Origin of the sequence: Staphylococcus agnetis, assembly GCF_002901865.1 — a bacterium.
In the GTDB taxonomy this organism is placed as follows: domain Bacteria; phylum Bacillota; class Bacilli; order Staphylococcales; family Staphylococcaceae; genus Staphylococcus; species Staphylococcus agnetis.
Window position 1 is genome coordinate 84,292 of the sequence record NZ_PPQF01000025.1, and the last position, 21,059, is coordinate 105,350.

The window sequence follows — 21,059 nt, forward strand, 5'->3', positions numbered from 1 at the left end:
CAAATCCTTTTTAACTCGCAATGCAACTGAAAGCCCATGTGAGTTTTAAACTTTTGTTTGTTTTAAGGGTTTGATGATTTTTTGTTGCTTATCAAAACGTGACGACCAATAACGTGCAAGCGTTGGCCCTGTAATACAATGAACAAAACTAAACACCGCTCCCGGTACTGCTGCTAAAGGATTGAAATGTACCGTAGCTAACGAAGCAGCTAAACTTGAATTTTGCATGCCAACCTCAATAGACAACGTTTTTTTATCTTCATAATTCAATTTAAACAGCGCTGATAACGTATAACCGATCACATACCCTAAAACATTGTGTAAAATAACGACGGCAAAAATGAGTAAACCTGTTTCTACAATTAATGTTTTACTACTTGCAACAACCGTCCCTAAAATCACCGATATCGCTATGACAGAGATTAAAGGTAAAATATCATCTGTTTTCTCAGCAACTTTATAAAAAAGTCTTTGAATAACCAATCCTACGATGATTGGGATCAATACAATTTTAGATACAGATTCAAACATACTCATAAATGAGACATCCATCCATTGATGTGCCATTAAAAACATCAGTGATGGTGTAACAAATGGAGATAATATCGTAGATACAGAAGTGACTGCAACCGATAAAGCGACATTGGCTTTCGCTAAGTAACTGATAACGTTACTTGAAGTTCCACCAGGGCAACATCCAACGAGTAAGACACCAATGGCTACTTCAGGTGGTAACTGAAATAGTTTTACAATGAAATAAGCAAGTAATGGCATAATTGTGTATTGTAACACCACACCAATAATGACAGGTTTAGGGTATTTAAATACAATTTTAAAATCTTCTAATCGAATGGATAACCCCATCCCTAACATGACGATACCTAAAAGATAGGGTATCCATGGTGTAAAAGTAGTAAATGCAGATGGCAAAACAAATCCAATAAAACTTGTTAGCAACATCCATAATAAAAATGTTTTTGAAGCAAATTGTCCAATTTGTCGTAGCATTGTTGTCACCTCGTTATTATTTTAATATTCAGAATATTAACACAATGAATAACGAATGACAACACTATTTATGTAAATAAAATAGGAATGCGAAATGTTTACGTCTTTAGTCCTAATGCTTTTTGAAATTTAGAATGATACAATAGATTTAATAAATCACATTTAAAAAGAGGAAATGTCATGCTTATTGATAAATTAGAAAGCTATACCCTTCATATCTCTGAGTTAAATCGACGCAAACATCGAGCTCAATTAAGTCAATTGTTAAAACATGTGAATCTACCTTCTCCACTTCAACACGAATTTATTAAGACTCAGAAAACGTATGTACTTCGTGTACATATTCAAAAACAGACATTACCCTATTTGCTGAGCTTTTTAGGATTCCATCACTATGTTATTTATCAAGTGATTCGTTCAAAATTCGAACAAGAATTGATACCTTTTGATCAACTCGCATTGACAGAGCGTCGTTTTGAATTTTACATTGATGGCTTAACAGACCCATTTATTAAAGATAAAGTCATTGATATTCTTCACCATGGTACAACGCTACAATTAAAATATACTATACGTAAAAATATTTTAACTTTAACATCAACACTTGAAGAAGCAGGCACAATGTTAAGTCTATTAGCGTGTCACCATATTGATATCTATCAAGCATACGCGCCGTCACATCCACAATCTCATATTACGCGTATCTCATAAAAGTTTTGAGCTTTAAATTAAATAATATAGACGATTTGCCAATGATGAATCTTTTTAAATACACGATGGTAATCACGATCAAGCATTGACTTTAAAATTTTTAAAACCTGCAAAATTCATTCTCCAGAATTTTGCAGGTTTTATGTTGAACTCGAGGCTACTGCCCTGATTCATTGAGTGTTTGTTCTTCAATATACCGCTGCATCGTATCAAACATATTTTCAAAACCGTGTACAGTACTATCATGATATTCTTTCTTTTTTTGTTTATATTCAAGTTGCGTTAAACGTCTTTCTTTAGGCACTTCACTTTTGTAGAAAAATGTCATTTGTGTAATGCCCGGACTGCGTTCTTCGAAGTACACATTGATATCGTCTTGTTGATCACTGAAATCAGGCATTTGAATCGTTAAACAAAGGTGTTCTCCTGGAATTAATGTTTGATAAGTACCTTCTACACGTATTTTTTTACCTTGGCGTTGGTCAATAATTAAATAGTGACCCCCTTCAGTCACATCACTTTCGATTGTTTTATTCGATCTTGATGTAGTCATAAACCAGTGACGCAACATTTCAGGATCTGTCCAAGCTTGATAAGCAAACTCAGGTGAAGTTTTTAATAATCGAACTATTTTAACTTCGACCCGTTCATTTTGCGTATTATTCATGGCGATTCTCCTCACTTTAAAACCTTTTTCTCTATCATTAAACATCCTATTTATGATTCATTACCATATCTTACTAAAATGTGTATGCATCATAGTATTATAAACATTGCATCGCGCTTAAAAGTCTCCCATTTAGAGATTGAGTGACACTATCTTCTCATCTAATAGAAGGTGTACCATTATCACTGCACTATGAACTGTTATCGTTGCAATCTCACTATATTCCTTCATTATACCCTTTAGCCATTTATATACATACTATTTGCTTTTAAGTCTTGGTAAGTTAAAGATGATGGCTACAATCCCACATAAAGCTAACATTACTGGATAAATAGAATATGGGACTAACATCACAGGTGAAATACCCGCAACACCTGCTGCTGCAATCAGCTGTGGGCTATAAGGGATAAAACCTTGCCATGCACTACCAAAAATATCTAAAATGCTGGCCGATTTACGTCGATCGATTTCATATTCATCAGCGATATCTTTGGCTAATGGACCTGACATAATAATAGAAATCGTATTATTTGCAGTAGAAATGTCCGCCACACTTACGAGACTTGCAATACCAAATTCTGCGCCTCTACGTGATTTAATTTTACTTTTCACTTTGTGCAATAGCCAATTAATCCCACCATTATGCTCAACAAGTCCTATCATTCCACCAATTAAGAGCGCGATGATTGCAATATCTTCCATCCCCACTATACCTTCTGAAGCAGCTTTTAAAAACCCTGCTAAATTAAACGAACCGTCAGCAATGCCTATTATTCCAGATAGTAAAATCCCACCTAACAATACGAGCACGACATTAATGCCTATTAAAGCTAATATCAATACAAGTAAATAAGGGATGATTTTAATAAAATTGTAATCATAACTTTGTCCATGATTAACGTGGTTACCGAGTGTAAGTATCCATAAAATGATGATTGTAATCATCGCACCCGGTAAAACGATACGAAAATTCACTTTAAATTTATCTGCCATTTGTGTACGTTGCGTTCTCACTGCCGCAATGGTCGTATCAGAAATCATCGATAAATTATCGCCAAACATCGCACCACCTACCACAGTAGCCATCGCTAATGCAGCTGGAATGTCTGTCGCTTGACTCAACCCAAATCCTACAGGCGCTATCGCTGCCACTGTTCCAACCGATGTTCCCATCGATATCGAAACAAACATACAAATAATAAACAACCCTACTATCAATAAATTTTGTGGAATCATCGACAATCCAAAATTGACAATAGATTCAACACCGCCCATTTTTTCAGCAGTTTTAGAAAAAGCACCTGCTAATATAAAAATAAACATCATTAAAATAATATTAGGATGACCAGCACTTTTTGCGAACACTTCAACTTTGTGCGCAAAATTTTCTTTTCGGTTCATCAATAGCGCCATAATTACACCAATAATTGCTGCTACATTGAGCGGCATAAATGTAAAATCTTTCGTAATTATACCTGCGCCTAAAAATATACAAATAAATACAACTAAAGGTAGTAAAGCCCAACCATTCATTTTATCTTTAAAATCTGTAGACATTTTTTCTCCTCACAAAAATTAAGGTCAAACTCTAATAGTACATCATGCGCATACATACTATTAGGGCTTGACCTGATATCGTTTCTCGAACTTCTTATCTTCAGCCTCAAAGCTTCTGGAATTGGCACACGCATGACCATGTTGCCGAAGTTTCAAAGGGCCAGTCCCTCCACTTCTCTTGATATGAAGTATTTAATTTTACTGTTAAACTTTACATGAAATTTTGTGATTCGTCAATCTCTATGATGATTTCAAAATGAGTTGAATGGCATTTACGAAATAGTCTGTGACATTTTCAAAAATACGTTCATCTGGTTGATATAACGGATGATGTAAAGGATAGTCACTTTCGGAGCCTATCATAGCAAAATAACTTGGTGCTATCGCCTGATAACCCGAAAAATCTTCTCCTATTGTCAGTGGACGCACCAACTCCGCAACATCATAGCCCGCTTCTTTAGCGGCTTGAACTGCGAGCTTATGGAGCGCCTCTTCATTATTAACAGCTTTAGTTATTTTGAGATACTCTAAATCAATCTTAGTGTCAAATTGTGTAGCAACACCTTTGCAAATTTGTTTCATACGTGTTTCAACTTTTAGCTGTGTGTCATGGTCAAATGTACGTACAGTTCCCTCTACGATTGCATGATCAGGAATGACATTCCATGTCTGTCCACTGTGAATTTGACCAATAGTTACAACTGCTTCCTCGTAGGGAGCAATATTACGACTCACAATACTTTGAAAACTTTGAATCAATTGTGCCACGATGATACTCGGATCTTTAGCATCTTGCGGCATCGCCGCATGGGCTCCTTTAGCATGAACGATAATTTTAAAGCGATCAACATTTGATGTCATGATTCCAATTTTAGAGCGCCACTGACCTACTTTTAAAGTTGGATCATTATGAAATCCTAAGATGGCTTTTGCACCATTTAAGACACCTGTTTCCACTACACGGTTTGCACCAAACCCGAGTTCTTCAGAAGCTTGAAAGATGATACGCACACGACCATTTAATTTAGATTCCATCGTTTTAAGTCGTTCCACTGTGCCAAGTACACTCGCCATATGAATATCATGACCGCACGCATGCATCACGCCCTCAGTACGCGATTTAAATGCAACAGTCGCTTGTTCATGGATTGGAAGTGCGTCAATATCAGACCGTATCGCAATCATTGAATCACCTTGCCCTACTTCTGCAATCAAACCTGTTTGAAGTGGAACATCCAAAATTGACACATCCATATCTCGTAATATCGCTTTTAATCTTTTAGTTGTTTGAAACTCTTCATTAGAACGCTCGGGATACATATGAAAGTGACGTCTCCATGAGACCATTTGATCAAACCGATAAGACATAGAACTCCCCCTTATTGATTATTTAACAATGACCTAAAACGCTGAGATGTTATTAACACGTTTTGAATGAATAGTCATATTATCTCGTATACAGCATCTTACTTTCAATAAAATTTCCATATATCCTCATTATCATCAAGTATGCCTCATTCTAATACAAAACGTTCTCAAAATTTATTCAGAAATAAATTTCAAGAACGTCATATATCAATGTATTTTATCAAATTTAAGCTAGTGCAATGTCATGATTGATGATTACTTTACCATCTTTTATTACTTTTTCAACATGATTAATACCATAATGATATGGAATATATTCATGATTTGGCGCATGCCATATCACAATATTTGCTTTATCCCCTTTATTAATAGTGCCTGCATCCACATCTATCGCTTTCGCTGCGTTCACTGTAACTGCATTCCAAATTTCATTCGGTGATAATTTTAATTTCAACGCCGCAATAGCCATTACCATTTGAAGATTATTTGTTACGCAACTTCCGGGATTAAAATCCGTTGCAATCGCTATGGCACCATTGTTTTCAATCATACCTCGTGCATCAGCATAATCATTTTTGCCTAAGTAAAAGGTTGTTCCAGGCAATAGTACCGCTACCGTATCTGAGTCACTCAATTTTGCTTTATCAGTATCGCTTGATGCTACGAGATGATCTGCTGAAATGGCTTGTTGATCAATCGCGAGTCCTAATCCACCAAGAGGATCAATTTCATCGGCATGAATTTTAACTTTAAAGCCTTCTTTTTTAGCGGCTTCCATGTAACGTTTAGATTCTTTAATAGTGAATACACCTGTTTCACAAAAAATGTCTGCAAAATCGGCATAGGCCTTTACTTCAGGAAGCAAGGCAATCATGTCTTCTAAAAATGCTTCATTCGATGATGCATCTTTGGGTACTGCATGAGGGCCTAAAAACGTATGACGCATATCCAAATTATATTTGTCTTGTAAGCGACGTGATACTTTAAGTTGTTTCAATTCATTTTCTTTATCTAAACCATAGCCACTTTTACTTTCAACTGCTAATACACCATGGTGCATCATTGTAAGTAAATCATGCTCTGCCTTTTTGAATAAATCATCTTCACTCGTTTGACGTGTTGCTTGTACTGTTGAAAGGATGCCCCCACCTTGTTCTAATATCTCAAGATAAGACACGCCTTGACGTTTTAAAGACATTTCATGTTCTCGTGACCCTCCATGTACGAGGTGCGTGTGCGCATCTACTAAAGCTGGTGACACCACTTTGCCTGTCGCATCAATTGTTTCTTTTGCTTCAAAATCGTTTGTATAAGGTCCCGAATAAACAACTTTGCCGTCTTTAACAACCACTGTTCCATTTTCTACGATGTTCAGTTTATCTAAGTCTGCACCTTTTAAAGGACGTTCTGTTGATTTGGGTAAAATTAATTGTTTAATGTTTTGGATTATTAAATCATTCATTATTTGTCATCACCTTTACCTGTTATCATTGGAATATCTACACCCTTATCTTTGGCAGTATCAATCGCAATGTCATAGCCTGCATCCGCGTGTCTTACCACACCCATACCCGGATCTGTCGTTAATACTCGTTTTAAACGACGTTCTGCACGCTCAGACCCATCAGCAACGACAACCATACCTGCGTGAAGTGAATAACCCATACCAACACCGCCACCATGATGTACAGAAATCCATGAACCGCCTGCCGCAGTATTCACAAGCGCATTTAAAATTGCCCAGTCACCTACCGCATCTGAACCATCTTTCATCGCTTCTGTTTCACGGTTGGGTGAAGCGACTGAACCTGAGTCTAAGTGATCTCGTCCAATTACAATTGGCGCAGATATTTCACCTTTACGTACCAGATCATTTAATGCGAGACCCATTTTTGCACGGTCGCCATAACCGAGCCATGCGATTCTAGATGGCAATCCTTGAAACGCAATTTTCTCACTTGCCATATCGAGCCAACGCATTAATTTTTCATCTTCAGGGAATAACTCACGCATGAGTTGATCCGCACGTTCAATGTCTTTAGGATCTCCAGATAAAGCTGCAAAACGGAACGGTCCTTTACCCTCACAGAACAATGGACGAATATATGCGGGCACAAAACCAGGAAAGTTGAATGCGTCTTTTAACCCTTGGTCGAAAGCGACTTGACGAATGTTATTGCCGTAATCAAACGCTATGGCACCTTGTTCTTGAAATTGCAACATGGCTTCAACATGTTTTTTCATAGACTGAGATGCTAATTGCACATATTTTTCAGGATTTGCTTCACGAAGTTGCGCAGCTTCCTCTAATGAGTATCCTTCAGGTACATAACCATTTAATGGATCATGCGCAGACGTTTGGTCTGTTACGATATCAATTTTGAATTGGCGTTTCAAAATTTCATGATGTATTTCAGCCGCATTGCCTACTAATCCTATAGATAACGCTTGACCATTATTTTTAGCTTCTTCTGCTTTTTCTAACGCTTCATCTAACGAATGCGTCATAATGTCACAGTAGCGTGTATCGATGCGTTTTTGAATACGTGACGCATCTACATCTACCCCGATGACCACCCCTTCATTCATCGTAACTGCTAACGGTTGTGCACCTCCCATGCCACCGAGACCCGCAGTTAATGTAATGGTTCCTTTCAATGAACCGTTAAAATGCTGATTCGCACATTCTGCAAACGTTTCATAAGTACCTTGTACAATGCCTTGAGAACCGATATAAATCCAACTTCCAGCGGTCATTTGACCATACATCATGAGCCCTTTTTTATCGAGTTCATGGAAATGTTCCCAGTTCGCCCATTTTGGTACGAGCACCGAATTGGATAATAATACACGCGGCGCTTCTTCATGTGTTTTGAATACTGCGACTGGCTTCCCTGATTGAACGAGCATTGTTTCATCTTTTTCAAGGCGACGTAACGTCTTAACGATAGCATCAAAAGCTTCCCAATTACGCGCTGCTTTACCAATGCCTCCATAAACCACGAGTTTGTCTGGATGCTCCGCCACTTCTGAATCTAAATTGTTATAGAGCATACGTAAAACAGCTTCTTGTTCCCAACCCTTACATTCAATTTCGAGGCCTTTTTTCGCTTTAATTTCTCTAGACATTCTTCATCTCTCCCTTTGTTTAAAATATGAGTAACGCAATTGGTATTGTAATGAGTAGCGTGAGTGCAACACGTATAAACCAAATGACGACTAACTTCCATAATGGAATATGTATCTCTGTTGCTAAAATACATGGCACTAGTGCCGAGAAGAATATAATCGCCGACACACTTGTAATCGCAATGACAAAACGTACTTCCAGTGCTGCCTTCACAACAAGTAGTGATGGTAAAAACATTTCTATCAGTGATATCATCGAGGCTTTGGCTATGAGTGTTTGATCTTGGATAGGAAATATCATAACAAATGGATAAAAAATGTAACTAAGCCAATCAATAAATGGGGTATAATCGGCAATCATCAAACCTAATAATCCAATTGATAATATTGTAGGTAAAATAGCGATAGTCATCTCTAAACCATCACGCACATTCACCCCTATATTTTTGAATAATGGTAAAGATTGATGCGATTGGCGTTTCGCTTCTTCCCAAGCGGCAAGAAGTCGATTACCTTCAATGTTTGTGGGTGATCCCCCTTCTTGATTTTTATAATAATCTTGGCTTTCATTTGAAATAGGTGGCAAATGGGCTGTGATTGCTGTTACTACAAATGTGATAACTAAACAAAGCCAAAAGTACAAATTCCAATGTGACATTAAATCAAGCGTACGTGCAACGATGACCATAAACGTCGCTGAAACTGTGGAAAACCCTGTTGCAATAATCACCGCTTCTTTTTTATTGTACATACCGTCTTTATAGACACGATTCGTGATGAGTAGCCCAAGAGAATAGCTTCCTACAAATGAAGCGACTGCATCAACAGCAGATTTACCTGGCGTTTTAAAAATAGGCCGCATTATAGGTTCCATCAATACACCTATAAATTCGAGTAAGCCATATCCTACGAGTAATGATAATGCGATTGCACCAACAGGTATTAATACACTCAGTGGCAACATCAATTTTTCAAATAAGAATGGAACATAATTCGGACGAAACAAAAATGAAGGTCCAAATTTAAAGACATACATTATACCTATGATTGCACCACAACATTTAAAAAGCACAATCACTGCTTCTGTTTTAGATTGAGCAAAATCCTTACGTATCATTGGTACGATAGCCCCTAACATGATGAGTCCCAATGCTACATAGGGCATCGCATGACCTAATCGCGCACGTATGGCTAAATGAATGTGATCCACTATAATAGTTTCTGTTCCACGAATCGATATAGGTATAAAAAAACAAATTATACCGATGCAACTAAATAGCCAAAAACGCCACATTTTATAGCCTTTTATACGTTCTAACTTTTGAGGTTGCGTCATTTTAATACACACCCCTTCAACCTCAATCTCCCATTATCATGGAAACAATACCAATCATTTCTTCCTTGTGCCATGCACTGTAAGCATGGCATACATGAATATTTAAAATGGTTCGAACCATCCACACTTTTATTGTAATATGTTAAGATATTAATGACCAATATAAATAAACTAATTATTAATAACTTAAAACTATAAATGGACGGTGTTGAGATGAAAATTGTTCAACTGGAATATTTTATTGAAGTGGTGAACCAAAATAGCTTTACAAAAGCTGCGCGCACATTGCATATAAGTCAACCCTCTTTAACCGCTACCATTAAAAAAATGGAAGATCAATTAGGCTACGCATTACTGAAGCGAACAACAAAAGATATTTCAATTACCGAAAAAGGCATTCAATTTTATAATCATGCCCAAAAATTAGTGAACCAATATCATTTAACTTTAGAACAAATGTATGATTTAAAATTGAGTCAAACACCAAAAATTAAACTCTCTATTCTCGAATCAACTGCTCATTGGGTTGCTACAGTTATAAAACAACATCAACTTGAACATGTCGATCAACATTATCAAGTTACTGAAATTTTAGATTTAGATACTTTAACGCAACATTTACTTGATTTTGAAATTCATTTAGGGCTGTCCAATGACAAAATTAAACATGAAGCAATTACATCCATCCCATTATATACAGAAGATTATGTCGTATTGACACCAAGAGAAACATTTAAAGGGCAAACTTCATTATCCATTCAAAATTTACCTTTAATTGTACCAATACAGCCCTATCAAGTAAGAAAACATATTGATGACTATTTCACACATTTGCAAGCACGTCCAAATATCGTCATGGAAGTAGAACGCTTTGAAATGGCGACAAATTTTGTTCATCAGCAAATGGGCTATGCAGTGATACCTAGAATTTACTACCAATCATTTAAGACTAATCACCTCGACGCCATTCCTATTCAACCTAAAATAGAGCGAACTATATATATTAATGTTGCTAAAAACAGACAATTCACGCCCCAAATGACAGCGCTATTAGACAAAATTCAAAATTACTGGGCGGTACATCGTATATAGAAGTGGTTTTGTTCATGATGCAATGTTTTAAGATTTTGAGCGCTTTCCTACGGCACTCGAGTCATTCTCGACATGCTTAAAGATTATAAATTTGAGAAATCTCTCAATAAATCACTCATTGTCAAGCATTGAGTCCAACCTTTTTAAATCATCAAAAAGCCAGCCACACTCATATTTAATGACTGCAGCTGGCTCATTTTGGCGCCTAACACGACTGTACTTGTCTAAATATCGATTTTACGAATAGTGGATAAAATGAGACAAGAATTGACCAATAAGTTTAGCGGTACGTTGATCGACATCATAAGTAGGGTTCATCTCTGCGATACTTACTGTCGTCACATTATCAAATTGAAGAATACGTTTGGCTAACGAGAGTACACAATGGGGTGTCAAACCGAGTACAGCACTTGCACTAACCCCGGGTGCATAGGCGCTATCTATCACATCCATACAAATTGTAAATAAAATGACGTCATGGTGTGTAATAAAGTGCTCGATTTTATCTTTAATCCGTGGATCAATATGTTCCACTAGTTCATCTGCTAAAACATACTGAGTTTGCGTTTCTTCCGCATAACGAAATAAACTCGATGTATTCCCAGGTCTTTGAATACCTATGACAAAGTAATCTAAATTGGAATCTTCTTCTATCATTTGTCGAAAACTTGTGCCTGATGTTGACTCCGCTTCTTTGCGCGTATCAAAATGCGCATCTATATTAATAACGCCTATAGATTGATTTGGGTATGCAGCTCGCACACCTAAATACTGAGCATAAGCGATGTCATGTCCCCCGCCTAACAAAAAAGTACGCTGGTGATTTTTGATTAATTGATGCACATATGTACCAAATATTTTTTGAGTCTCAATAAGTTGTGATTGACTATGTGTTAAATTGCCATAATCGATAATGGACGTTTCCGTCGCAGCAGGAAGATTAGCGAAAGCTTTCTTAATAGCGTCCGGACCATCTTTTGCACCTGTGCGTCCCTTATTTAATTCAACACCTTTATCAACTGCATAACCGAATAACGCGATACCATTGGCTTGTGACGCGATATTATGAATATCACCGAAATGTATGGTTTGAAAATGGCGAAAAGATTCACGTTCGACTGCACTATCTAATCTCCCCGTCCATACATGACGTTGTGGCGATTGGTACATTTTAAGCATCCCCTTTCAATAGAATCAATAACGTGAGATTTCATGACTACTATTATCATCTGACCTACAGCTAAGCGTGGTTTCTAATCATAATACCTCTATATTATACCCTGTTTAATTCAATATAAAAACGCTTTCAAGGTTATACTTTTATTACAATTAGATGATAATTTCATGCATCAATTTATTTATTGTAAATATACCGTTATAATGTAAGCTAGATTCTAATATTGACTTGATATGATTTGTACTTAGTGCGTTTCATATTATTAAAAATGATAATTTTGCGTACCTTGAATATGGAGGATTAACTATGAAGCATTCTCGTATATCTGGCTTTCAATGGGCATTGACGATATTCATTTTCTTTGTTATTGCATATGCGAGCCCGATAATTTTAAGAGATTTTCAACAAGCATCTGGTTTAAAAAACTTTGTGTTTTCACTAAATAGTTTAGGACCATTTATTGCTGCAATTGTTTGTATACTCATCTTTAAGCATAAAAAAGAACAGCTTGAAGGTTTCAAATTAGGCATCAATTTAAAAGTGATTGAACGCCTTATCCTTGCCTTAACATTACCTTTAGTAATTTTTATTATTGGTATGTATAGCTTTAACACGTATGGTAATAGCTTTATTTTATTACAAGCAAAAGATTTATCAGAAACCGTTTGGACTATATTAATCGGACATCTTTTTATGGCATTTTTCATTGAGTCCGGTTTTCGTGCGTACTTGCTCAATATCGTTGAAAGACGTTTACCATTTTTAATCGCAAATGTTGGTGTCAGTTTACTTTACCTCATTTGGGATGTTAACACTGCGTTTGGTATGCCATATACGATGTACAGTGCAATTTATGTTTTCTCATTTTCAATGCTTGTTGGTGAACTTGTTAGAGGTACAGGGGGTCATGCCATTTATATTGCTACCCTCTTCCATGCGGCAATGTCATTCGCCAAAGTGTTTTTCTTTAGTGAAGAGATTGGCGATGTCTTTTCTATGCAAGTCCTTGCCTATGCAACAGCAGCAATTGCCATCATCGTGATACTTTTCAGTTTAATTAAGCGACTTATCATGCCCCGTCATGAAGGCGATGACGATGATACGCCGATGTTTAATAAGCAGTCCCGCGAAGCTGAAATTGAGGAAGCGGACAATGCAGCGAGACATGCTCACGATACCTCTGAAACTGAAAATCATGAGAACGATACAGAACATGAAGCATTAACGACGGAAACGCATGACCAAAATGCACATGTGAGTGAAGAAACACGTGCACGTGCAATTGTTCAGGAAGATGAACCACAATCATTCAACCGTCAACATAGACATATACGTCGTTAAATGAACTTAAAAAACAATAGCTAAATATTTCAAAAACCTTCAAAATTCACTTGAGTGAACGTTGAAGGTTTTTATATTTTCTCATTATTGATATATAGACCTGTACTTTAAAAATAAGTGCTTTTAATTAGTGTGATTTCGTTAAAATTTTTACACCCGTTTCTGTCCCAACTATCGCCTCATCCGCAATATCTAAGAAATACCCAGTTTCTAATACGCCTGTTAAATGAATAAGGTATTCATGAAACGCATATGGATCAATCTGAGATGTCATTTCAACATCTAAAATATAATTCCCATTATCTGTAATCAATGGCGTATCTTCAACCATACGACGATAGGCTTTTACAGGATAAGCGGCTTCAATTTGTTTACCAAGTTGATACCAGTTAAATTGGTCGACTTCTACAGGTAGTTTAAATGTCTCACCTAAGTAAGATACACATTTCGTTTGGTCAGCTAAAACGATAAAACGTGTCGCAAATGCATCTATGACTTTCTCTCTAAATAATGCACCTCCGCCACCTTTGATTAAATTTAAATTTGGATCAATTTCATCAGCACCATCAATAGCTAAATCAATCTTTTCAACATCATTAATGTCTAGTATAGGAATGTTCAGAGCTTTCGCTTGATATGCCGTACGTTCTGAGGTACATACGCCTTTAAGTTCATAGCCTTTTTCGATAAGTTTGGCGATTTCGGGAACTAATAACTCAATCGTACTACCTGTTCCAATACCTAGAATCATACCATCTTCAATACGTTCAACAGCATCTGTTAAAGTCATTAATTTAAGTTGTTTCGTATCCATCAAATGACGCTCCCTTGATTTATTTTATACTTTTATTTTACATGAATATGCACCATAATGGCACCCACTACAAGACGTTTTACATTTTTTCATATACAATATATTTATTGAAAGACAAGGAGGTTCATTGATGAATTACACAATCCAGGCGATTTGCGCAGGTAAAATTAAAACGTTACATTACGATGGGAAACCTATGAAGAGTGGTATGGATAAAACACCTATTGATGCGCCCACTTGGCTTTCTAAATTAGGTTTTGAAGGTGATGAACAAGCATACCACGGTCACGGTGGTCCTGATAAAGCGCTATGCTTATTTAGTACAACGCACTATACTATGTGGGAAGATGTGATTTCACCTATCCCTGAATATGCAATGTTTGGCGAGAACATTTCTGTAAATGATATTGATGAAAATGATTTATATTTTGGCAATCAATATCAAATCGGTGAGGCAATTATAGAAGTTTCAGAAATCAGGGAGCCTTGTAATAAAATTCAGCGTAAATATCAATATAAAGGCATCATGAAACGTATGATGGCAACCGGTAAAACAGGTTGTTATTTCAGAGTTATCAAAGAAGGGCTCGTGTATCCTGATAGTAATTTAACATTGATTAAAGAAGCTCCGAATGACACACGATTATCTGTTCAAGCTTTAAATGACGTGTATTATAATGACAAGAAAAATAAAGAAAAACTCTCATATGCCATAAAAAACCCGTTTATTACTACAGAACGCCGTAAGACTTTAGAAAAACGCTTAGCTAGATGCTCATAACATTATCATAGCAAACAGAAATCGCCTTCAGGATTCATTTAAAATGAATTGTGAGGGCGATTGATATTTTACAATGATAGTGACGCTGTACTACACATGATGTTAGTGGTCTTCATCAAATATGAATACATCTTCTACCTTTTCTCCAAATATTCGAGCGATTTTAAACGCCGTTAGAATAGAGGGCATAAATTCATTACGTTCAATAAGTGAGATGGTTTGTCTTGAGACACCAGCTTTTTTGGCCAATTCTGTTTGATTATAGCCCTCACGTGCACGTAATTCTTTTAAACGTGTACGCATTGCGTCATCTCCTTTAGCGCACAAAATTTTTTTTACATAGGTTCAACTTGATAGGATGTTTTTGAATAAAACGGTGTGTTGGCGCGTAAGATAGAATGCGCTTTATGACCAAACATATGTATGTCATTAGGCATACTTTGCGTTTCCAATGCAATACCAGAATGAGATTTAAAGAGCTGATTCGCATGTGTTCGCTTTTCTGGTGAATTAAATGTATACACTACAATTTGTGGTCGATCTGTAATGACATGTAATTTCACTTTATCGTTTGATAATGTGAGTTTTCCGTTACCAACTTCCATAGGATGATCTAATCCTTTAAAACGTTCGATTTGAGGATGTAATCTAGGATCTTGTGATTGAAATATTGTTTGAATCGGAATACGATTGACACCCATTGTTTTTATTAAATCAATCGGCTTATTCTGAGGTAACCGTGCATCATTCAAAGGAAATAAATGCATTTTGTCACTTATTAAAACATGATTATCGATTGTTCTATTATCTGGATTTAAATTAAAATAAGCATGATTTGTTGGATTAAATAGTGTATCTTCTGTTGAATTTGCATAGTATTCAATCGTCCAAGTATTGGTTACATCATAAGTAAAGACAATACGCACATCTATATTACCCGGGAAATTATCCTCAGAACTCAGTACTTGCGTCGTAAAAATGACCTTCACATCATGTCCATGTTGATGAATACTATAATCAAATAAACGTGACGATAATCCCTTAGACCCGCCATGTAAATGATGACCTTCAGCGTTTGTTTCAACATGATACGTTTGGTGATTTAATGTGAAGGTGCCTTTGTCTATTCTACCCGCATAACGACCTATGGTTGCACCAAAATAATATGGATGATTAGGATAAAATTCATCCGCTTCAACTTCATTCCCTAAAACAATATTATTATGATCGATTTTCCAACTGACAATACGTGCGCCATAATTTGTGAAGACGATAGACATGGTTTTATGATGTATTTTTATTAAATCTATGCCATTCGCTTGATGTTCAATCCCAATTTTCATACTTTCATCTAACTCCTTTAAAAGCGCTCCAATCAACCTCTTGATGGAAGCACCATCACTAATACCCCTACAATGCAAATGATACCGCCAATAACATCATATTTATCAGGTGGTTCATGGTCAATCCAGTGTGCCCACAGTAAACTTAAGATAATGAAGACGCCACCATAAGCAGCGTACACACGTCCAAATGTCGGAAAACTTTGAAACGTTGCAATCATGCCGTAAAGCATTAGAATCATTCCTCCGGCTAAACCTAACCACATCGGCTTATCATCTCTTAACCATAGCCAAATCAGATAACCCCCACCTATTTCACAGAAACCGGCTAAAATGAATATCGCGATGGGATAAAAAATGCCCATGATTCCACCTCAAATACTTTTTTATATTGTATCAGTTTCAACAATACTTGTGGATAGAATTTTTTGTGTCATTTAAAAAAGCCTTCAAATATCGCATATATACGAGATTTGAAGACTTATATGGTCATTCACGAGACAGATTCGAATGAATATCTACCATTTATCTTTTATTTTTGAAGTGCCCGTTTTAATGCTTTCCACCAACCTTTTTCAAAAGTAAGTACTGCATTTTGATATGATTTTGTTGCAAAGTAGAAAAGCACCATAATGAGCACAATGTGAATTACTATTGCGATAATTCCTTCATAAGTTGGTGTTTCAGGAATTGATAATCTCGCAAATGTAACAAATGGTGAGAAAAATGGAACATAACTCATAATTTTAACGAAAAGGTTATCTGGGTTTGTAACCGCACTAAAGTAGCCCGTATAAAAACTCGCAAGCATCAACATCGTTAATGGCATTAACGTTTGACCCATATCTTCAATTCTTGCGGTTAAGTTACCTAATATGGCTGCAAAAACGACATATGTGAACACACCTATTAATAAAAAGATGATGCCAAAAACAATCAATCTTGTAATGTTCGGTGTGAGCATAAAGTCCAACCCTTTTAATTTTTTCCCAAGATCAAAAAAGATGATACATGCAACAATGGTTGCAGCAATCGCAACAATTTGTGTCAACGCAACGGCGAGCACCCCTGAAATTTTAGCAATAATATGAAGTGAGGGTTTCACACTGGTAATTATCATTTCAGATACTCTTGATGTTTTTTCAGTTGCGACTTCCATTGCAATTTGATTCGCATAATTCAAAATAATAAACATCATTAAGAAACTGCCTAGCATTACAATAAAGGAACTAAAATCTTTTTCATTTTGGTTAATTGATTGTCCTTCTCCCACTTTAATCACTTTTGTATCCACATTACTTGGTGTAAATAATTGTTTTTGTTCTTGAGCTGACAGTCCTAATTTTTGAGCGACTTGTTGTGATTGATATTGTGTTAAAACAGTTTGAAGCTTTTTTTGCTCTTCTTCAGACGGTGCTTTACTCGCTTTAATTGTTGCCGATAAACGGCCGTCATCTGTATTAATAATATAAGCTTGATCAATCTTTTCATCTTTTAATGCTTGATCAACTTTAGATGCTGAAAGTTTCTTATAAGTTGTGTCTTTATGTAATGCTTCATTCGTTTTTTTAATATAGTTAAACACTTGATTATCTTGAGTAACAATCGCAATGTGATTCTGACCATCATCAAACATTTTTATAATTTTGTCTGCATTGGCTATCCCAATAATTGCTAACATAAATAATAATGTTGTAATAACAAAGGCTTTTGATTTAAGTTTACTGAAATAGGTTAATTTGAATGTCGCTAAAAACTTATGCATGATGATCACCCACTTTTTCAATAAAAATTTCTTGAATTGTTGGATCAAGCACTTCAAAATGTTTCACATATCCAAATGTTTGTATTTTGGAATATAATACTTTCGCTACATCTTCATTTTCAATAATGAAAACATATTTTTGAGGTGTATGTTTTGTATCAATCACACCAGGGACATCTTTTAAGTCGTCTAAATTAAATGTGGATTCGATAACTACACGCTGATAACCACTGTTACGTTTCACCGTTTGAATTGGCCCTTGTACTACCATTTGTCCTCTATTTAAAATGCATACGTCATCACACAATTCTTCGATATGTTCCATGCGATGTGAACTAAAAATGATGGTCGTTCCCTTTTGATTCAATTCAATTACGGCTTTTTTTAACAATTCAACATTGACTGGATCAAGACCACTAAAGGGTTCGTCCAAAATAAGCAACTGAGGTTCATGAATCATACTCGCAAGAAGTTGCACTTTCTGTTGATTCCCTTTTGATAAAGATTCAATTTTTTTGTTTCGATGTTCAGTAATATGAAATCGTTCTAACCAATAGTCAATCGCGCGTTTAATTTCTTTTTTATGCATCCCTTTTAGCGTTGCCAAATACGTTAACTCTTCTTCAACTTTTAATTTCGCATGTAAGCCACGTTCTTCAGGTAAATAACCGATTACATCATAATGGGAAGCCTTAATCGTCTCACCGTTAAAATAAATCTCACCTTCTGACGGTTCAGTTAATCCTAAAATCATACGAAATGTCGTCGTTTTACCTGCACCATTTCGTCCCAAAAACCCTAACATTTTACCCGTTTCAAGCTCGAAAGAAATATCATCGACGGCTGTGATATCTTTAAACTTCTTGCTGACATGCGCCACCTTTAATGACATAGCGTATCGCCCTTTCTCTATTTGATAATGTAAGTATACTATAACACGCTTTGATTTGACAAATATATTTGTCAAAAAGACTTATATAGTTTACATAAAGATACCTTTAATTTAAGAAAATATAAAAAGCAGAACAGCCATCGTGGTGATTGTTGTTCTGCATCTTTTGTAATTACATTTTTTTGTTATCCATGTTGTGATTCTCTTTTAGAGGAGTTTCCTCATTAGTTGTATTTATATTTTCACGTGCTGCTTCTGTTTCGTTTCCGTTATCAGTTATGTCACCCTGTTTTGGAGCTATGTATGGTGCTTCATACTGCACATACTTAGGTGAAGGTCCATACTTGTTCGCTTCCTCTTTACTATCCATAACACTAATCACTAATATAAAAATATGTAAGCTTAACGCGACAATCAACATAATAAATGACAAGAAAAAAGCACTATTCTCTATCGAATGTCCCGTATCAGTTGCATATGGATCAAATATCGTAAATATTGCATACATAAAAGACAAAAAAGACAAAATCCAAGCAACTATTGTAATGATCGGTGCTAATATTGAAAAGCCGTAATCATGCAAACGTCTCGTTGTGAGTGCCAAGTTAGGGATGAACGTTACTGTAAGATAAAATAAGGTAATCATTCGAATTAAGTACCCTAATTCAATTGTAATGGCAGATGCATAGGAAATTGAAAAATAAAATGGTAATAGTATTATTGTATGCCACAACACAACCCACCAAAATTCACTACGACGCGCACGCCCCTGAAAGTTGCAATAGTTCAACCAAAAAAGTTTAAATGCTTTTAAAAAACCTATTTGCGATGTTGCATACATAAAAAATCAATCTCCCTTAAATTGTAATCTATATAAATCTTCAACATAAGTATATTAAATGTTCATTTAAAAATAAATATGGATTACTGACAACAATAAAGATTTCTTTTTAAGATTTGTAGTGATATTTGTGATTTTTTCTTATATAAACTCTTAACTTTTGTATGCACGAGACTTTGAACGTCATTGTCAGATGGTTTTTCTTAACAATTACTGAAACTTTCCCTAATACGCCGTTACTTTCTATAGATAATTGAACTTCAAAGTTTACTTACCAACCGTTAAATACATTTAGTTAGGAAAATGAATGGAAAGTTAATATGTTTTATTACAACATTCCATATAAAATCCTAGTTGAAATTCAATAACGGCTCTTATAGCAGTTGATTTTAAAATATAAAAAAGCAGAACAATCATCGTAGTGATTGTTGTTCTGCATCTTTTATAATTACATATTTTTATGATCCGTGTTGTAATTGTCTTTCTGAGGTAATCCTTCTTCATTAGATGTTATAGGTTGATGCGTTTGTTGATGCATGTTGCCCTGATTAGGTTCTATGTATGATGCTTCATACTGCACATACTTAGGTGAAGGTCCATACTTGTTCGCTTCCTCTTTACTATCCATAACACTAATCACTAATATAAAAATTTGTAAGCCAAACGAAGCAATGATAAAAAGGATTAAAAAATTTAATGCTATCACACCAAAAGTTGATGAAGAACTTGCGATTAGGCCAACCATTGAACTTACTACTATTATTAAGTTCAAATAGCCTAAAATACACACAATTATATTAATGATCGGTACTAACATTGAAAAGCCGTAATCATGAAAACGTCTCGCTGTGAGTGCCAAATTAGGAAGAAACGTTACTATATAATACAAGATGATAATGGTTAGAATTATGTAACTTAATTCATCTGAAATGGCAGATGCTAAGCCATTTAAAAAATTAAATGGTAGAAGTATAATGATATGCCATAACATGACCCACCAATACTCACTACGTCGACTACGACCCTTAAAGTTAATATAGTTCAACCAAAAGAGCTTAAAAGCTTCTAAAAAACCTACTTGCGGTGTTGCTATCATAGAAGATAGTCCCCCTTTTAAATTTTAATCCATATAAAACCTTACCCTAAGTATATTAAACTTTTGTTAAAAATTAAATATTGATTTTTAACAATAATAATGCTTATGATTAAGATTATAATAAATTTAGGTGTTCTCCTT

At 35.6% G+C, this 21,059-nt stretch carries 20 protein-coding genes and 1 riboswitch; of the genes, 4 read left to right on the forward strand and 16 right to left on the reverse strand.

Going from position 1 to position 21,059, the window contains the following annotated elements; genetic code table 11:
• Window positions 1-45 precede the first annotated feature (45 nt).
• On the reverse strand, window positions 46-1,008 hold the full coding sequence (locus tag CD172_RS04865) for a bile acid:sodium symporter family protein (RefSeq protein ID WP_060551672.1): 963 nt from the start codon (window positions 1,006-1,008) through the stop codon (window positions 46-48).
• A 180-nt stretch (window positions 1,009-1,188) separates the two neighbouring features.
• Between CD172_RS04865 and CD172_RS04870 the strand changes: the two genes are divergently transcribed.
• Window positions 1,189-1,719: a hypothetical protein gene (locus tag CD172_RS04870; protein WP_085622651.1), complete on the forward strand. Its 531-nt coding sequence runs from the start codon at window positions 1,189-1,191 to the stop codon at window positions 1,717-1,719.
• 157 nt (window positions 1,720-1,876) lie between these two features.
• Here the strand turns inward: CD172_RS04870 and CD172_RS04875 are convergent, their stop codons facing one another.
• From CD172_RS04875 to CD172_RS04900, 6 genes are all read right to left on the reverse strand, one after another.
• Window positions 1,877-2,386 (reverse strand): SRPBCC family protein, encoded by a 510-nt coding sequence (locus CD172_RS04875; protein ID WP_103345625.1) that lies wholly within the window; start codon window positions 2,384-2,386, stop codon window positions 1,877-1,879.
• A gap of 258 nt (window positions 2,387-2,644) precedes the next feature.
• Window positions 2,645-3,943 carry a Na+/H+ antiporter NhaC family protein gene (locus tag CD172_RS04880; RefSeq protein ID WP_103345626.1) on the reverse strand — a complete coding sequence of 433 codons (1,299 nt, stop codon included), beginning with the start codon at window positions 3,941-3,943 and terminating at the stop codon, window positions 2,645-2,647.
• Between the two features lie 91 nt (window positions 3,944-4,034).
• A riboswitch (SAM riboswitch) is annotated at window positions 4,035-4,131 on the reverse strand.
• A gap of 52 nt (window positions 4,132-4,183) precedes the next feature.
• Window positions 4,184-5,311, reverse strand: a complete 1,128-nt coding sequence (locus CD172_RS04885) for an amidohydrolase (protein ID WP_060551676.1) — start codon at window positions 5,309-5,311, stop codon at window positions 4,184-4,186.
• 226 nt (window positions 5,312-5,537) lie between these two features.
• Entirely contained in the window at window positions 5,538-6,773 is a 1,236-nt protein-coding gene (gene hutI / locus CD172_RS04890; protein ID WP_103345627.1) for an imidazolonepropionase, read from the reverse strand.
• Window positions 6,773-8,440: a urocanate hydratase gene (gene hutU / locus CD172_RS04895; protein WP_103345628.1), complete on the reverse strand. Its 1,668-nt coding sequence runs from the start codon at window positions 8,438-8,440 to the stop codon at window positions 6,773-6,775. Before hutU ends, hutI begins: the two co-directional genes overlap by 1 nt.
• Window positions 8,441-8,459: 19 nt before the next feature.
• On the reverse strand, window positions 8,460-9,776 hold the full coding sequence (locus CD172_RS04900) for a YjiH family protein (protein ID WP_103345629.1): 1,317 nt from the start codon (window positions 9,774-9,776) through the stop codon (window positions 8,460-8,462).
• Window positions 9,777-9,989: 213 nt separating this feature from the next.
• On the opposite strand from CD172_RS04900, the gene CD172_RS04905 reads away from it, so the two are divergent.
• Complete coding sequence (locus CD172_RS04905) at window positions 9,990-10,868, forward strand: LysR family transcriptional regulator (RefSeq protein ID WP_060551680.1); 879 nt, start codon at window positions 9,990-9,992, stop codon at window positions 10,866-10,868.
• 237 nt (window positions 10,869-11,105) lie between these two features.
• Here CD172_RS04905 and hutG read toward each other — a convergent pair whose 3' ends face one another.
• Window positions 11,106-12,038, reverse strand: a complete 933-nt coding sequence (hutG, locus tag CD172_RS04910) for a formimidoylglutamase (RefSeq protein WP_103345630.1) — start codon at window positions 12,036-12,038, stop codon at window positions 11,106-11,108.
• A gap of 313 nt (window positions 12,039-12,351) precedes the next feature.
• On the opposite strand from hutG, the gene sdpC reads away from it, so the two are divergent.
• Window positions 12,352-13,386, forward strand: a complete 1,035-nt coding sequence (gene sdpC, locus CD172_RS04915; RefSeq protein ID WP_103345631.1) for a peptidoglycan release complex CPBP-like subunit SdpC — start codon at window positions 12,352-12,354, stop codon at window positions 13,384-13,386.
• A gap of 127 nt (window positions 13,387-13,513) precedes the next feature.
• Here sdpC and CD172_RS04920 read toward each other — a convergent pair whose 3' ends face one another.
• Window positions 13,514-14,203: a ribose 5-phosphate isomerase A gene (locus CD172_RS04920; RefSeq protein WP_060551683.1), complete on the reverse strand. Its 690-nt coding sequence runs from the start codon at window positions 14,201-14,203 to the stop codon at window positions 13,514-13,516.
• 127 nt (window positions 14,204-14,330) lie between these two features.
• Between CD172_RS04920 and CD172_RS04925 the strand changes: the two genes are divergently transcribed.
• Entirely contained in the window at window positions 14,331-14,981 is a 651-nt protein-coding gene (locus CD172_RS04925) for an MOSC domain-containing protein (protein WP_103345632.1), read from the forward strand.
• A gap of 102 nt (window positions 14,982-15,083) precedes the next feature.
• Here CD172_RS04925 and CD172_RS04930 read toward each other — a convergent pair whose 3' ends face one another.
• The 7 genes from CD172_RS04930 to CD172_RS04960 all read right to left on the reverse strand — a co-directional run bounded on the left by CD172_RS04930 (window position 15,084) and on the right by CD172_RS04960 (window position 20,918).
• Window positions 15,084-15,284 (reverse strand): helix-turn-helix transcriptional regulator, encoded by a 201-nt coding sequence (locus tag CD172_RS04930; protein ID WP_060551685.1) that lies wholly within the window; start codon window positions 15,282-15,284, stop codon window positions 15,084-15,086.
• Between the two features lie 32 nt (window positions 15,285-15,316).
• The gene (locus CD172_RS04935) at window positions 15,317-16,324 is read right to left on the reverse strand and encodes an aldose epimerase family protein (RefSeq protein ID WP_060552505.1); all 1,008 of its coding nucleotides are present in this window, start codon (window positions 16,322-16,324) and stop codon (window positions 15,317-15,319) included.
• Between the two features lie 32 nt (window positions 16,325-16,356).
• A complete protein-coding gene (locus CD172_RS04940; RefSeq protein ID WP_103345654.1) occupies window positions 16,357-16,683 on the reverse strand; it encodes a YnfA family protein in 327 nt (108 codons plus the stop codon).
• Between the two features lie 173 nt (window positions 16,684-16,856).
• Window positions 16,857-18,089 (reverse strand): ABC transporter permease, encoded by a 1,233-nt coding sequence (locus CD172_RS04945; protein WP_103345633.1) that lies wholly within the window; start codon window positions 18,087-18,089, stop codon window positions 16,857-16,859.
• Window positions 18,082-18,981, reverse strand: coding sequence for an ABC transporter ATP-binding protein (locus tag CD172_RS04950; RefSeq protein WP_103345634.1), 900 nt, complete (start codon window positions 18,979-18,981; stop codon window positions 18,082-18,084). The genes CD172_RS04945 and CD172_RS04950 overlap by 8 nt, the downstream gene beginning before the upstream one ends.
• Window positions 18,982-19,153: 172 nt before the next feature.
• On the reverse strand, window positions 19,154-19,822 hold the full coding sequence (locus CD172_RS04955) for a DUF805 domain-containing protein (RefSeq protein WP_103345635.1): 669 nt from the start codon (window positions 19,820-19,822) through the stop codon (window positions 19,154-19,156).
• Window positions 19,823-20,270: 448 nt separating this feature from the next.
• The gene (locus CD172_RS04960; protein ID WP_103345636.1) at window positions 20,271-20,918 is read right to left on the reverse strand and encodes a DUF805 domain-containing protein; all 648 of its coding nucleotides are present in this window, start codon (window positions 20,916-20,918) and stop codon (window positions 20,271-20,273) included.
• Window positions 20,919-21,059: the final 141 nt, after the last annotated feature.

Coding starts and splice junctions, on each gene's coding strand:
- CD172_RS04900 (WP_103345629.1), bottom strand. CDS start 9,776: ATGACGCAACCTCAAAAGTTAGAACGTATAAAAGGCTATAAAATGTGG.
- CD172_RS04935 (WP_060552505.1), bottom strand. CDS start 16,324: ATGAAAATTGGGATTGAACATCAAGCGAATGGCATAGATTTAATAAAA.
- CD172_RS04950 (WP_103345634.1), bottom strand. CDS start 18,981: ATGTCATTAAAGGTGGCGCATGTCAGCAAGAAGTTTAAAGATATCACA.
- CD172_RS04870 (WP_085622651.1), top strand. CDS start 1,189: ATGCTTATTGATAAATTAGAAAGCTATACCCTTCATATCTCTGAGTTA.
- CD172_RS04880 (WP_103345626.1), bottom strand. CDS start 3,943: ATGTCTACAGATTTTAAAGATAAAATGAATGGTTGGGCTTTACTACCT.
- sdpC (WP_103345631.1), top strand. CDS start 12,352: ATGAAGCATTCTCGTATATCTGGCTTTCAATGGGCATTGACGATATTC.
- hutU (WP_103345628.1), bottom strand. CDS start 8,440: ATGTCTAGAGAAATTAAAGCGAAAAAAGGCCTCGAAATTGAATGTAAG.
- CD172_RS04925 (WP_103345632.1), top strand. CDS start 14,331: ATGAATTACACAATCCAGGCGATTTGCGCAGGTAAAATTAAAACGTTA.
- CD172_RS04960 (WP_103345636.1), bottom strand. CDS start 20,918: ATGATAGCAACACCGCAAGTAGGTTTTTTAGAAGCTTTTAAGCTCTTT.
- CD172_RS04885 (WP_060551676.1), bottom strand. CDS start 5,311: ATGTCTTATCGGTTTGATCAAATGGTCTCATGGAGACGTCACTTTCAT.
- CD172_RS04875 (WP_103345625.1), bottom strand. CDS start 2,386: ATGAATAATACGCAAAATGAACGGGTCGAAGTTAAAATAGTTCGATTA.
- CD172_RS04955 (WP_103345635.1), bottom strand. CDS start 19,822: ATGTATGCAACATCGCAAATAGGTTTTTTAAAAGCATTTAAACTTTTT.
- CD172_RS04865 (WP_060551672.1), bottom strand. CDS start 1,008: ATGCTACGACAAATTGGACAATTTGCTTCAAAAACATTTTTATTATGG.
- CD172_RS04945 (WP_103345633.1), bottom strand. CDS start 18,089: ATGCATAAGTTTTTAGCGACATTCAAATTAACCTATTTCAGTAAACTT.
- CD172_RS04930 (WP_060551685.1), bottom strand. CDS start 15,284: ATGCGTACACGTTTAAAAGAATTACGTGCACGTGAGGGCTATAATCAA.
- hutG (WP_103345630.1), bottom strand. CDS start 12,038: ATGTACCAATCGCCACAACGTCATGTATGGACGGGGAGATTAGATAGT.
- CD172_RS04905 (WP_060551680.1), top strand. CDS start 9,990: ATGAAAATTGTTCAACTGGAATATTTTATTGAAGTGGTGAACCAAAAT.
- hutI (WP_103345627.1), bottom strand. CDS start 6,773: ATGAATGATTTAATAATCCAAAACATTAAACAATTAATTTTACCCAAA.